This is a genomic window from Nocardia terpenica, from assembly GCF_013186535.1.
GTDB classification, from domain to species: domain Bacteria; phylum Actinomycetota; class Actinomycetes; order Mycobacteriales; family Mycobacteriaceae; genus Nocardia; species Nocardia terpenica.
The window spans coordinates 399,588-413,017 of record NZ_JABMCZ010000005.1 but is presented as its reverse complement, the minus strand read 5'-3'; the positions used below and the strand labels follow the sequence as shown (position 1 = coordinate 413,017).

Annotated in this window: 15 protein-coding genes; all 15 read left to right on the top strand. The window is 69.9% G+C overall.

The window, feature by feature from the left end; translation table 11 throughout:
- Positions 1–18 precede the first annotated feature (18 nt).
- The 15 genes from pabB to HPY32_RS37740 all read left to right on the top strand — a co-directional run bounded on the left by pabB (position 19) and on the right by HPY32_RS37740 (position 13,353).
- The gene (gene pabB, locus HPY32_RS37810) at positions 19–2,121 is read left to right on the top strand and encodes an aminodeoxychorismate synthase component I (RefSeq protein ID WP_067588355.1); all 2,103 of its coding nucleotides are present in this window, start codon (positions 19–21) and stop codon (positions 2,119–2,121) included.
- Entirely contained in the window at positions 2,114–2,917 is an 804-nt protein-coding gene (locus HPY32_RS37805; RefSeq protein ID WP_156674465.1) for an aminotransferase class IV, read from the top strand. Before pabB ends, HPY32_RS37805 begins: the two co-directional genes overlap by 8 nt.
- Positions 2,910–3,626 (top strand): hypothetical protein, encoded by a 717-nt coding sequence (locus tag HPY32_RS37800; protein WP_067588359.1) that lies wholly within the window; start codon positions 2,910–2,912, stop codon positions 3,624–3,626. The genes HPY32_RS37805 and HPY32_RS37800 overlap by 8 nt, the downstream gene beginning before the upstream one ends.
- Positions 3,623–4,576 carry an ACP S-malonyltransferase gene (fabD, locus tag HPY32_RS37795; protein ID WP_197696502.1) on the top strand — a complete coding sequence of 318 codons (954 nt, stop codon included), beginning with the start codon at positions 3,623–3,625 and terminating at the stop codon, positions 4,574–4,576. Before HPY32_RS37800 ends, fabD begins: the two co-directional genes overlap by 4 nt.
- Positions 4,577–4,582: 6 nt before the next feature.
- Positions 4,583–5,053 carry an FAS1-like dehydratase domain-containing protein gene (locus tag HPY32_RS37790; RefSeq protein ID WP_067588360.1) on the top strand — a complete coding sequence of 157 codons (471 nt, stop codon included), beginning with the start codon at positions 4,583–4,585 and terminating at the stop codon, positions 5,051–5,053.
- Positions 5,050–5,484: a MaoC/PaaZ C-terminal domain-containing protein gene (locus tag HPY32_RS37785; RefSeq protein WP_067588362.1), complete on the top strand. Its 435-nt coding sequence runs from the start codon at positions 5,050–5,052 to the stop codon at positions 5,482–5,484. Before HPY32_RS37790 ends, HPY32_RS37785 begins: the two co-directional genes overlap by 4 nt.
- Positions 5,485–5,517: 33 nt before the next feature.
- Positions 5,518–5,775, top strand: coding sequence for an acyl carrier protein (locus HPY32_RS37780; protein ID WP_067588364.1), 258 nt, complete (start codon positions 5,518–5,520; stop codon positions 5,773–5,775).
- Positions 5,775–7,019 carry a beta-ketoacyl-[acyl-carrier-protein] synthase family protein gene (locus HPY32_RS37775; RefSeq protein WP_067588366.1) on the top strand — a complete coding sequence of 415 codons (1,245 nt, stop codon included), beginning with the start codon at positions 5,775–5,777 and terminating at the stop codon, positions 7,017–7,019. The genes HPY32_RS37780 and HPY32_RS37775 overlap by 1 nt, the downstream gene beginning before the upstream one ends.
- A gap of 32 nt (positions 7,020–7,051) precedes the next feature.
- A complete protein-coding gene (locus HPY32_RS37770; protein ID WP_067588368.1) occupies positions 7,052–8,131 on the top strand; it encodes a beta-ketoacyl synthase N-terminal-like domain-containing protein in 1,080 nt (359 codons plus the stop codon).
- 35 nt (positions 8,132–8,166) lie between these two features.
- Positions 8,167–8,985, top strand: a complete 819-nt coding sequence (locus HPY32_RS37765; RefSeq protein ID WP_156674466.1) for an ApeI family dehydratase — start codon at positions 8,167–8,169, stop codon at positions 8,983–8,985.
- Positions 8,978–9,715 carry a 3-oxoacyl-ACP reductase FabG gene (gene fabG / locus HPY32_RS37760; RefSeq protein ID WP_067588372.1) on the top strand — a complete coding sequence of 246 codons (738 nt, stop codon included), beginning with the start codon at positions 8,978–8,980 and terminating at the stop codon, positions 9,713–9,715. The genes HPY32_RS37765 and fabG overlap by 8 nt, the downstream gene beginning before the upstream one ends.
- Before the next feature lie 22 nt (positions 9,716–9,737).
- On the top strand, positions 9,738–10,427 hold the full coding sequence (locus HPY32_RS37755; RefSeq protein ID WP_067588374.1) for a DsbA family protein: 690 nt from the start codon (positions 9,738–9,740) through the stop codon (positions 10,425–10,427).
- A 178-nt stretch (positions 10,428–10,605) separates the two neighbouring features.
- Entirely contained in the window at positions 10,606–11,295 is a 690-nt protein-coding gene (locus HPY32_RS37750; RefSeq protein ID WP_067588375.1) for a TetR/AcrR family transcriptional regulator, read from the top strand.
- A gap of 5 nt (positions 11,296–11,300) precedes the next feature.
- Complete coding sequence (locus HPY32_RS37745; RefSeq protein ID WP_156674468.1) at positions 11,301–12,890, top strand: FAD-dependent monooxygenase; 1,590 nt, start codon at positions 11,301–11,303, stop codon at positions 12,888–12,890.
- Between the two features lie 13 nt (positions 12,891–12,903).
- On the top strand, positions 12,904–13,353 hold the full coding sequence (locus HPY32_RS37740; protein WP_067588377.1) for a nuclear transport factor 2 family protein: 450 nt from the start codon (positions 12,904–12,906) through the stop codon (positions 13,351–13,353).
- Positions 13,354–13,430 lie beyond the last annotated feature (77 nt).

Below are 13,430 nucleotides of genomic sequence, written 5' to 3'. Positions count from 1 at the left end.
TTCGGGGGTCTCGGACGTATGCGCACGCTCTTGATCGATAATCATGATTCCTATACCTACAATCTGTATCAGCTCATCGCGGTGACCTCCGGGGTCGCTCCCGTGGTCGTCTACAACGACGATCCGCACTGGTACGACCTGGATCTCGGCGAATTCGACGCCGCGGTCATCTCGCCCGGCCCCGGAAATCCGGAGCACGCCGAGGATTTCGGGCACAGCGCCACGATTCTGCGGCGGCACGAGCTGCCGGTGCTCGGGGTGTGCCTCGGGCACCAGGGCATCGGGTCGTTCTTCGGCGGCCGGGTCGATCCCGCGCCGCGCGCCCGGCACGGGCACATCAGCGTCGTCCGGCACTGCGGGGAGGACCTGTTCGAGGGCATTCCCAACCCGTTCCGGGTGGTGCGGTACCACTCGCTGCACGTGCCCGAGCCGCTGCCGCCGGACCTGCTGACCCTGGCCACCGCCGAGGATGGGGTGGTGATGGGGCTGCGGCACCGGGTGCTGCCGCGCTGGGGCGTGCAGTTCCATCCGGAGTCGGTGTCCACCGAGCACGGGCGCGAGCTCATCGCCAACTTCCTGCGGCTGGCGCGCGAATCGGCCGCGGAGTCCATCGAGATCCGGGAGCGGCGCGAGCTGCCGCCCGGCACGAATTCCCCGGGGCCGCAGGCACGCTGGCGGGTGATCGACGCCGAGGTGGACGCGGCCGCGGTGGCCCGCGAGGTCTTCGACCGGCACGAGCGCATGTTCTGGCTGGACAGCGCGCGGGTGGTCGAGGGCATGGGCCGGTTCTCGTTCCTGGGCGCGCAGCTCGGCGCGGCGGGGGAGACCCTCAGCTACCGCATCGACGACGGCTTCGTGCGGGTGCACACCGACACCGGATCCCACACCGAGCCGGGGTCGATCTTCGACGCGCTCGACCGCCGACTACGCGTCCCGGTCATCGGCGCGGACGCGCTGCCCTTCGATCTGACCGGCGGCTACGTCGGCTATTTCGGTTACGAGTTGAAATCCGAGTGCGGCATGAACCGCGACCACCGCGCCGAGACGCCGGACGCGCTGTGGATCCGGGCGGATCACCTGGTGGTCATCGATCACGAGCAGCACCGCACCTACGTCGTCGCGATCGGCACCTCCGCCGACGCCGTGGCCGACCTGCGCTGGCTGGAGGACACCACCCGCCTGCTGCGCACCCGCCCCGCCGCCGACCCGGAGGGCGACGACGGGTCGAGTTCGCGCACGGTCGATTTCGCGGAGGTGGAGAAGTACGCGCGGCCGCGGGCGGAGTATCTCGCCGCCCTCGACCGGATCGAGCAGCGGCTGCTGGCGGGCGACAGCTACGAGGTGTGCATGACCAATGTGCTGCGCCTGCCCGCCACCTACGAGGACGCCGAGAGCGACCTGGACGCCTACATCCGATTGCGCACCGTGAACCCCGCCCCGTACGCGGCGTTCCTGCGCGCCGACGGGATCACGGTGTTCTGTTCCTCGCCGGAACGATTCCTGCGCATCACCCGCGACGGGGTGGTGGAGAGCAAGCCCATCAAGGGCACCGCGCCGCGCGGCGCGACGCCCGCCGAGGACGAAAACCTGCGCGCCGCATTGCAATCCGACCCGAAGACACAGGCCGAGAACCTGATGATCGTCGACCTGCTGCGCAACGACCTGGGCCGGGTGTGCCGGATCGGTTCGGTGTCGGTGCCCAAGTACATGAGCACCGAGACCTACGCGACCGTGCATCAGCTGGTGTCCACCGTGCGCGGTGAACTGGCCGAGGGCGTCGGCGCGCTGGACTGCGTGCGCGCCTGCTTCCCGGGCGGCTCCATGACCGGCGCGCCGAAGCTGCGCACCACCGACATCATCGGCGAACTGGAAACCGAAGCGCGCGGGGTGTATTCGGGCACGCTCGGCTACCTCGGCTGCAACGGCACCGCGGACCTGAACATCGTGATCCGCACCGCCGTGCGCTGCGGCGACAGCGTGCTGATCGGCGCGGGCGGCGCCATCGTGCTCGACTCCGATCCGACCGCCGAATACGAGGAGATGCTGCTCAAGGCGGCCGCCCTGGTGCGGGTGTTCGCCGCCGCCGAGACCGCGCTGGCGGGTGGCGGTCGCCGTGGATGAGCTGCTGCGCTTCGACCCCGACACCGCCGATCTGGTGCCGGTCCCCGCGCTCGACGGCCCGGACGTGATGGATTCGTGGCTGTGCGCCGACGGTTTCGTGCGCCGGTTGGACCTGCACGAGCAGCGCTTCGCCGCGTCGGTGCCGCAGCGCCACCGCATCGGCGCGGACACCCTTGCGGAGTTCCTGTCCCGGGTGCGCGCCATGCTGCCGACCGAGGGCAGCTGGTTCCCGCGCATCGAGTGCTCGCCGCTGGGCGATCTCGGCGTGCGCATCCGGCGCGCGCCGGAGTTGTCGGCCACGGTGCGGCTGTGGACGGCGACGGTGCCCGATCCGCGCCTCGAACCGCGGATCAAGGGCCCGGACCAGGGTCGGCTGGCCGAAATGCGGCGCATCGCGACCTATTTCGGCGCGGACGAGGCGGTGCTGCTGGACGCGCACGGCTGTGTGCGCGAGGGCGCGTTCAGCGCGATCGGGTGGTGGCGCGGCTCGGCGCTGTGCTTCCCGGACCCGCAAGGGCCTATTCTGCCGAGCGTAACCAGGCGGCTCGTCGAGGCCGTCGCCGGGGTACGCGGGGTCGCAGTCGAATACGAGCGGGTTCGTCCGGCGGATATCGCCGGGCTGCCGGTGTGGGTCCTCAGCGCGCTGCACGGGATCCGGGAGGCCGTCAGCTGGTCGGACAGCCCCGCTCCGGCATCGACGGGTGGCATGCGCGACGACTGGCAGCGCGCCCTCGACCGGTTCGCCCTCCGTATCGACGGCGCGATGCCACACCCAGGGGAGATTCAACATGCGTGAACCGTTCGTGAACTATCTCGCTCATTCGGGCTGGAACGAGTTGGCCTCGGTCCGCAACGGGCTGCGCAAGGCCGGACTGCCCATCCCGGACGCGGACTATCTGCGCGACACCTACGGCCCCGCCGCATGGAAGGAGGCACACCGGCTGGCGGACGCGCTGCGCGACCGGTTCGCCAAGGCCCGCTTCGCCGACACCGTCGACTACGGGCCGGTGCTGATCCCGGACCCGAAGCGGCTGGACGTGCGCGGCGCGGTGTCGCCGTCGGTGCGGGCCGACCAGACCGAGGTCACCACGCCCGATTTCGTGGATCCGAAGCTGCCGCAGGGCGTCTCGGTCGCCGCGGCGGGCGCGGACTGGACGCTGGCGGTGTCGGTGATCGGCCCGGCGGGTATCGCGCTGGGCAGCTACCTGGACATCACCGGCGACGACGACCCGGACTTCTATGTGGTCGAGGGCCAGGACACCCGCGACCTGATGATCCGCCAGATCTGGGGCGCCCGCACGCTACAGTGCGGCACGGTCATGCCCGACTGCGAGCACCGCGACAGCTGGACCTTCTCGCTGCTGCCGGGCGAGGGCCTGGTCGGCGGCGAGGCGGTGTCGGGCACCGTGCTGCACGGCACCGTCCGGCACCGGCTGGGCCGCGCCGATCGCGGCATCAAATCGGCGCGGGTGTGCCCGGCCCTACTCCTGGAGCCGGGGCGATGAGTATGTCCGACGCCGGAACCGCCGTCGCCGAATTGCCGCCCGGGGACACCGATTCCGTGGATCGGTTCGATGTCGTGGTGTTCCCCGGGCAGGGGAGCCAGAAGGTCGGCATGGGCGCGGACCTGTTCGACCGGTACCCGGATCTGGTCGCGCAGGCCGACGAGGCGCTCGGCTACAGCGTGCGCACGCTGTGCCTGGAGGATCCGGACGGTCGGCTCGACCGGACCGAATTCACCCAGCCCGCACTGTATGTCGTCAACGCGCTGCACTACGCCGCCCACCGGGAGCAGGCCCCCGAGCCGCGAATCGTGCTGGGGCACAGCCTCGGTGAGTACAACGCGCTGCACGCCGCGGGCGTGTTCGACTTCGCGACCGGGCTGCGGCTGGTGGCGGCCCGCGCGGCCGCGATGGGCGCGATAGAGGGCGGCGGCATGGCGGCCGTGGTCGGGCTGGCCGAGGACACCCTCGCCTATGTGCTCGGCGCGGCCCGGCTGACCGGCATCGACATCGCCAATCTCAATACGCCGCAACAGATCGTGGTATCCGGACCGGTCGACGAGCTGGCCGCGGCGACGCGACCGCTGCTGGACGCGGGCGCGAAAATGGTGCGCCCGCTGCGGGTCAGCGGTCCCTTCCACTCCCGCTACATGGCGCCCGCGCGTGCCGCGCTGGCGGAACCGTTCGCCGCCACCGAGTTTCGCGCGCCGCGGCTGCGGGTCGTCGCCAACGCCACCGCCCGCCCCTACGCGGCCGACACCGTGGCGACCCTGCTGGCCATGCAGATCGACCACCCGGTGCGCTGGGGCCAGTCCTGCTATCCGCTGCTGGCGGCGCCGGGCGCGCAGCTGACCGAGATGTACGCCAACACGCTGACGCGCATGTTCGCGCAGATGCGGCGGCACTTCGCCGCGCTGGGGCTGCCCGATCCGGCGGCCACGACCGAAAGTTGATCCACCATGGCAGTTTTCAATCGAGATTTCATCGGCCGCACGTTCGGCCCGGTCGGACCCTACGAGGTGAGCCGGGAGAAGATCCGCGACTACGCGCTGGCCACCTGCGACCCGAATCCGATCTATCTCGACCGCGCCGCCGCCGAGGCCGCGGGCCACCCGGATGTGATTGCGCCACCGAGCTTTCCGGTGATGCTGTTCTTCCGCTTCGGCGGCTGGCCGCTCTACGACCCGGAATTCGGGAAGAAGAGGTTGCCGATCTGCGTGCACCGGGCGCAGTCGGTGCGCACCCTGCGTCCGATCCATCCCGGCGATCTGCTGCTGATGACCACCGAGATCACCGACATCCGGGAGGTGGGGCCGCACGATCAGTTCGACATGACGCACACCATCATCGACACCGATACCAACGGTGTCGCGGTGGTGACCAATTCGATCCTGTCCCGGCACGTCCCCGGATTGGTGGATGCGGCATGAGCGCTAGGATTTCCTACGACGAGGTGAGCGTCGGACAGCAGATCGCCGAGGAGGTCGTCACGCTGCGGCGCGTCGATCTGCTGCGCTACTGCGGCGCCTGCTCGGATTTCACCGGCACGCACTGGAACGAGCGCATCGCCAAAAGCGTCGGCCTGCCGAACGTCATCTCGCACGGCACCCTCAATATCGCCGTCGCCACCCGGATCGTCAGCGACTGGCTGGGCGATCCGGCGGCCGTGCTCGGCTACGACGTGACCCGCTTCTCGCATCCGGTCGTGGTGCCCGACGACGACGAGGGCGGTCACATGATCGTGCGGGCGGTCGTGGAGGACAAGGCGGACGACCGCCGCGCGGTCATCCGGCTCACCGCCAAGACGCCCGACGGCAAACAGGTCATGGGCGGCGCCCGCGTCAGCGTGCAGCTGGCCTGATTCATCGAAAGAACAAATGAAGGAGTACTTGTCATGCAGCTGACCGACACCGATCGCGCCGACATCAAGGATCTCGTCTGCGACATCCTCGAGCTCGATCCCGAAGAGGTCACCGAGACAAGCCATTTCGTCGACGACCACGGCGCCGATTCGCTGCTGGCGATCGAGATCCTGTCGTCGCTGGAGAAGAAGTACCGGGTGAAGATCGACCAGGCCAAGCTGGCCCGCATGGGCACCATGGCCGGGATCTTCGAGGTGCTCGACGAATCCGATCGGGTGGGGGCCGCCTGATGAACGTGCCGGAACGCCCCCGCCGGGTGGCGATCACCGGCATCGGGCCGATCAGCAGCATCGGGGCGGGTCCGGCGGCGTTCCTGCGGGGGCTGCGGTCCGGGGCCTGCGGGGCGCGGCCCATCACCGCCTTCGACACCACCGGGTTCGAGCACGATATCGGTTGCGAGGTGGTCGATTTCGATCCGGCCGAGGCGGTGACCCGGATCTCGCCGAAGGATTACGGCCGGTCCAGCCTGTTCGCCGCCGCGGCGGCCCGAATGGCGGTGCGCGACAGCGGATTACCGTCCGACGCGCTGCGGAACGAGCGGGTGGTGATCGCCGTGGGCACCACCGACGGCGAATCCCGCGATCTCGACGATCTGGTCCGCGGCGACGTCGCGCAGGGCGCCGACGGGGACGGCGCGTTCGATCCCGTACTGGCGCGCCGGATTCCGGCGGCGCGGCTGTCGACGGCGGTCGCGGCCGAACTGGATCTGGTGTCGGTGGAGGCGGTCACCCTGACCACGGCCTGCGCCGCGGGCAACTACGCGATCGGCTACGGCTACGACGCGGTGCGCCTCGGCGAGACGGACTTCGCGCTGTGTGGCGGCGCGGATTCGGTGTGCCAGAAGACCTTCGCCGGGTTCTACCGGCTGGGGACGGTCGCGCCGGATCTGTGCCGCCCGTTCGATGCGAACCGGCAGGGCATTCTGACCGGCGAGGGCGCGGGCGTGGTGCTGCTGGAGTCGTGGGACGCGGCCGTCGCCCGCGGCGCGCACATCTACGCCGAGGTGCTGGGCTTCGGCCTCAACTGCGACGGCGATCATCCGGTGGCGCCCAACGAGGAACGCATCGCCGAATGCATGCGGCTGGCCCTGGCCGACGCCGGGCTCGCGCCCGAAGCGGTGGACCTGATCTCCGCGCACGGCACCGGCACCATCGCCAACGACCGCACTGAATCCCGGGCCATCCGTTCGGTATACGGGGCCGAGCCGCCGCGCACCATCTCCATCAAGTCGATGATCGGGCACACCATGGGCGCCGCCAGCGCGCTCGGCTCCATCGCGTGCGCGCTGGCCATCGACAACGGCTTCATCCCACCGACGATCAACCATGTCGAGACCGATCCCGAATGCGGGCTGGACTGCGTGCCCAATCACGCCGTCGACCACGACCTGACCGTGGTGCAGAACAACGGGCTCGCCTTCGGCGGCAACAACGCCGTGCTGATCTTCGGAAAACCCGTGGCCGCCACGGCATGAGCGGCCGCGCCCCGGCAGAAGGAACTGCTTGCATGCCCACCACCCGTCTCACCCACTGGTCGGCGCTGTCGCCGTACGGACCGACCAGCGCACACTTCCACACCGGCGTCACCGCCGCCGCGACGGCGGCGGGCGCGGTGCCCGACTTCGAGATCCGCACGGCCCTGGGCAGATCCGGCACCCGCAGCATGGACCGCGTCACGGCGCTGGCCGTCGCGGCCATCGGCGATCTCATCGCCCAGCCCGGCGCCACCGGCCTGGTCGACTCGCGGACCGCGATCGTGCTCGGCACCACCGCGGGCAGCGTGGCCAGCACCATGCGGTTCACCCGGGACTCGCTCACCGAGGACCGGCCGTATCTGGTCGATCCTGCGCGCTTCCCGAACACCGTGATGAACTGCGCGGCAGGCCGATCCGCGATCTGGCACAAACTCCGGGGCCCGAACGCGACGGTGGCCGGTGGCCGCGCCGCCGGTCTGATGGCGGTCAACTACGCGCGCCGACTGCTCGCCACCGGCCGCGCGGACACCGTGGTCGTCGGTGCGGCGGAGGAACTGTCGAGCGAGCGCTCCCGCATCGATCCGCACACCGACGGGTCGACCGGTGCGCCACTATCGGAGGGCGCGGGGGTGTTCCTCATGCATCGCGCCGAAGACACCGACGCCACAACCGGTCTGGAACTGATCGGACCGGTGTACACCCGAATGGTCCCCGAGGCCGACGCCGGTGCCGTGGCCATCGAAGAGGCCACCCGCGCCCTGACCCGAGCCGACCTCGACCCAGCGTCCGTACAGTCGATCGCGGTCACCGGCCCACTGGACCTCGGCGACCGGGCCCTAGAGGTCTTCCCGGACGCCGGTGCCGTCCTGCGCCCGGAGGACAGAATCGGCGACACCGGCGCCGCCGCAAGCATTTTCGCCTTGGCGCTGCTGGCGCAGCGCCACGACACACCAGTTCCCGGCATGCTTCGCTCCAACGCTCCAGCTCCTGGCGTGCCTCGTTCCAGCACTTCAGTTCCCGGCATGCTTTTGGCCGGGATCGCCCTCGTATTCGCCTACGATGAGCACAATCTCGTCACCGCCGTGGTGCGTGTGCGCGGCGGGTTCCGATGAGGTCGGCGGTCGGCGGCGCCTATAGGCTGGGGGAGGTGGAGCGTAACGACCGAACCCTCACGGCGACAGGCGATTTCGATGCGGGGTCGCCGTTGTTCGCGGGCCACTACCCGGATCTGGCGGTGGTGCCCGGGGTGCTGCTGATCGATCTGAGCCGCCGGGTCGCCGTCGAACACCTCGCCGACCTGCTCGGCGGCGGGCGGCCGCAGATTCACTCGGCGCAGTTCTCCGCGCCGGTGTATCCGGGCACCCCGGTCACGCTGCACGCGGAGGTCGGTGCGGGCTCGGAGATCCGGGTCCGGCTGCTCGACGGCGACCGGAAGCTGGCCTCGATCCGGTTGCGCGACAATCCCGTCCGACCGAGCAGCACCCCGCCGCCCCGCATGGTCGGCGCGCCGACGGAACCCCGGCTGCCGCATCGGCCGCCGATGGCATTCCTGGACGACGTCGTCGCCGTGAGCGCGGACCGGCTGCACGGCCGCGCGGGCCGGTCGAGCATCGACTTCCACCGGTGCACACCGACATTCGTGAGCCCAGACCCGGCCACCGTCTGGCCGCCCGCGCTGGTGCTGGAGGCATGGTGCCAGGCCGCCGCCGTGCTCATGATGCGGCTGGCACCGGAATTCGCGGCCACCGTGCCCGCGGTGCTCATCAGCAGGCTCACCGCGGTGCGCAGCCTCGCCGATGTGGTTTTCGGCGACACCATCGACCTGCACGTGCGCCTGCTCGAGCGCTATCCCACCGCCAGCACCCTGACCGGCTGCGCGCGGGTGGGGGAGCGGGTGGTGCTCGACATCGACCGGCTCACCGCCACATTGCGTCCCTTCGATCGGCTCCGGAGTCCCAGTGCATGATCAACGTCCCGTCGCCGTCGTCACCGGCGGCTCGCGCGGAATCGGCCGCGAGATCGTCCTCGAGCTCGCCCGCGGCGGCTACGACGTCGCCTTCTGCTACAACAGCGACGCCACCGCGGCCGAGAAGGTGGTGGCCGCGGCCACGGGCGGCTCGGTCCTGGCGATCCGCGCCGACGTGCGCGACGAGGACCAGGTGAACCGATTCCTGGAAACCGCCGCCGCCGAACTCGGCAGCCCGGATTGCGTGGTCACCTCGGCGGGCGTCACGGCGGATCAGTCGCTGGCGGCCATGGACAGCGACAGCTGGCATCGCGTGGTCGACACCAACCTCACCGGCGTGTTCCATGTCTGCCGCCGGGCCGTCTTCGAGATGGTCAAGCAGCGCTCGGGGGCGATCGTGACCATCGCCTCGGTCTCCGGGGTGTACGGCAATCCGGGGCAGACCAATTACAGCGCGGCCAAGGCCGGGATCATCGGCTTCACCAAGTCGCTCGCCAAGGAGGTGGGCCGGTTCGGGGTGCGGGCCAACACCATCGTCCCCGGCTATATCGACAGCGATATGACCGGCCATCTGACCGACGCCAAACGTGCGACGCTCGAAAAGACCATCGCCCTGCGGCGCTTCGGCACCCCCGCCGACGTCGCCGCGCTGGTGAGCTTCCTGGTATCCGAGCGCGCCCGGTACATCACCGGCGCGGTGCTGCACGTCGACGGCGGCATCACGCTGTGAGTGTCGCATCTTGGGAGGAACAGTGAAAACCCCGCCGCGAGTGTACTTCTCGTTCCGCAGTCCGTATTCCTGGCTCTCGTTCCACGACCTGCGCCGCGACCACCCGGAGCTGGTCCGGCGGCTGGAGTGGCGGCCGTTCTGGGAGCCGGACGAACGCTTCACCGCCCTGCTCACCGACGCCGGGCACGAATTCCCGTACACCCCCATGAGCCGCGCCAAACACTTCTATCTCCTGCGCGACGTCCGCCGCCTCGCGCGCCGCCGCGGGCTGGCCAATGCCTGGCCGGTGGACGACCATTTGTATTGGGAGCCAGCGCATCTCGCCTGGTTCGCCGCCGCCGATCAGGGCCTGGCCGAAGACTACAGCGACCGCGTCTACGCCGCCCGCTGGCTCTCCGGCCACGACATCTGCCGCCCCGAGGTCGTCCAGACCATCCTTGACGACCTCGGAATTGCCACGACCATCGACGAGCTTCTACGCTCCCCGGACATCGAGAAGCGCGCCCTCGACGCCCTGGTATCGGTCTGCGAGGAGGACATCTTCGGCGTCCCCATGTTCCTCCACGGCCGCGAAAAGTTCTGGGGCCTGGACCGCCTACCGGATTTCCTTGCCGCCCTGCCGGATTCGGCCGAGCGGGAGCCATCGGGCATCCCAGATCTCGCCGTCCCGACAGCGACCGCCGAAATAGGCCACGCCGGAGGCTGCGGCTAACGGGGCGATTCTCGCCCGATCGCTTCCCGCCCGGCCACCTTGATTCCGGCGTGCTTTTGGCCGGAATCCTCCGGTAGGTCCCGGCCAAAAGCACGCCGGGACCAAGGGTAGCTGGGGCCTGAACGAACATGTTCGTCACGAACTTGTTCGCAACGAACATGTTCGTTATCATGAGTCCATGAGCACCGAATCCCCACGTAGCAGGCGCGAGCGTCCGGCCAAACCGGCGCTGTCGCGGGCGGGCATTGTCTCGGCCGCGGTGCAGATCATGCGGGACGAGGGTCTGGAGCGGGTCACCATGCGTCGGCTGGCCGAGGAGCTGGATACGGGGGCGGCGTCGCTGTATGTGTACGTCCGCAATGCGGGCGAGCTGCGCGCCGCCGTCCTGGACGAACTGCTCGCCGAGGTGGATCTGAGTCCCGTTGCGGCCGCGGGCGATTGGCAGCAGCGGCTGCGCGGCGTGCTCGGCTCCTACCTGGCGGTCCTCATGCGGTACCCGGCGCTGGCCCGGTCTGCCCTGCTGGACCGGCCGTCCGGGGCGCGCTACCTGGACCTGGTGGAGGCGGTGCTCGCGCTGCTGCACGAGAGCGGCCGCGTCGACGACCGCACCGCGTCCTGGGCGGTCGATCTGCTGTTGCAGGTCACCACCGCGACGGGCGCCGAGCAGGCGACCCGCCGCGAGAACCCGGACGACGACTCGCAGTGGGCCGCACTGGAATTCGCCGTCGGCCACGTCGACGCCGCCCGGTACCCGCGCATCCGCGCCGTCGGCGCCGAACTGCTGTCCGGCCCGGGCGAGGCCCGGGTCCAGTGGGCCCTGTCGGTGCTGAACAACGGCATCCTGGCCACCCCGAGAGAAAAAGAGTAATGACCATGACAGACACGACGATCGAATCCACGCCGGTCCTCATTGTCGGCGGCAGCCTGGTCGGCCTGTCCGCCGCGGTGTTCCTGGCCTGGCGCGGCGTACCGGCCGTGGTGGTGGAGAAGCACGCGGGCAGCTCGCTGCATCCGCGCGCCATCGGCTACACCACGCGCACACTGGAGTTGTTCCGCGCCACCGGAATCGAGCTGCCCACCTCCACCCAGGGCAATACGCCGCCGCGGCGCGCCCGGGTGCAGAGCCTGGCGGGCGAGTGGTTCGAGGAGTATCCGTGGTCCCCGCCGGGCAAGGACTGGAAGCCCGAGATCGAATACTCGCCCGCGCAGGCGACGGCCATCGCCCAGGATCGGCTGGAACCCATTCTGCGGCAACGAGCCCGGGAATTGGGCGCGGAGCTGCGGCCGAGCACCGAGCTGATCGGCTTCACCCAGGACACCGCCGGTGTCACCGCCACGCTGCGCCGCCGCGCCGACGGCAGCGAATACCGCATGCGCGCACAGTATGTGGTGGCGGCGGACGGCGCGGGTAGCCCCGTGCGAGAGGCGCTGGGTATCGAGCGCACCGGCGAGGGACTGGTGTCGGTGCAGCGCAGCATCCTGTTCCGCGCCCCGCTCGACGAATACCTGGAACGCGGTGTGGTGCAGTTCGAGATCGACCAGCCGGACTTCCAGTCCTTCCTCACCACCTACTCCGACGGCCGCTGGGTGCTCATGCTCGCCGACGACGTGGACCGCGACGAGGACGAGCAGCGCGCGCTGATCCGGCGGGCGATCGGCCGCACCGATGTGCCCATCGAGCTGATCACCACCGGCCGCTGGGAGTTGGCCGCCCTCATCGCCGACCGGTTCTCCGCCGGGCGGGTGTTCCTCGCCGGTGACGCGGCGCACCAATTGCCGCCCAACCGTGGCGGTTTCGGCGCCAATACCGGCATCGACGACGTCCACAACCTGGCCTGGAAACTGGCCGCGGTGCTGTCGGGTGAGTCGTCGCCCGCCCTGCTCGACACCTATGAGGCCGAACGCCATCCGATCGCGGAACTGCGGCACGAGCAGATCTTCGCCCGCGCCGACTACAAGGCCCGCCTGAAGACCGCCCGATCCGAGGCGCCGGTCCTCCCGGATGAGGCCATCGAACTCGGCCAGCTCTACCGATCCACCGCCGTCCTCGGTGCGGGCCCGGACCTCCCGCCCGCCCGCCGCCCCGACGAGTGGGCGGGCCAGCCCGGCACCCGCGCCCCGCATCTGCGAATCCTGGGGGGCGACAAGACGAAATCCCTGCTGGACCTGTTCCAGAGCTCCTGGGTGCTGCTGTCCGAGGACCCCCGCTGGGCCGAGGCAACCGAGACGGCCGCCCGCGTCTGCGGCGTGGAGGTGGTATTCGTGCACATCGGCGTGGACGCGAAACCGATGGGCGCACAGTCGTTCTCGGCCGCATACGGTCTCAACGACTCCGGCGCGACCCTCGTCCGGCCCGACGGCTATATCGCCTGGCGCACAGTCGATTCCCCGTCCGACCCCACCGCTGCCCTTATCGACGCCCTCGCCCATGTAGCCAGCGCGGGCCGGACAGCAGCGATCTGATCGGATCGGAGCAATGCCGGAATCTGTTCTGGAACAACGTGTTCAGCGACTCGAGGATATCGAGGAGATTCGCTCCGTCACGGCCCGGTACGCCCATGCGGTGAACAAAGGCTGGGACGGCAAACCCCTCGACCCCGAGGCGATCCCCGACCTGTACGCCCCCGACGCCCATTGGGCCAGCCCCGATTTCGGCAGCATCGACGGCGCCGCCGAGATCGCGGCGGCCCTCCCCGAAGCAACCGCCATGGTCGACGCGTCCATGCACGCCTTCATAAACCCGATCATCACCGTCGACGGCGATACCGCGTCCGCAACATGGCAACTATGGGCGGCATCGGTGATCCACGGCGAACTCGGATCCGTATACATGCCAGCCGAATTAACCTATACCCGCACCCCATCAGGCTGGCGCATCCAGAGCGTCCGCCTGGGCGAAGCCAAGCGGGGACGGTTCGCCGGATAGGCGGGCGGCGAATTCCGGGTGCGTCACTCCTAGGAGGACGGCGGTCTGCCACCGCATTCACCGCCCGGACAGTGTGG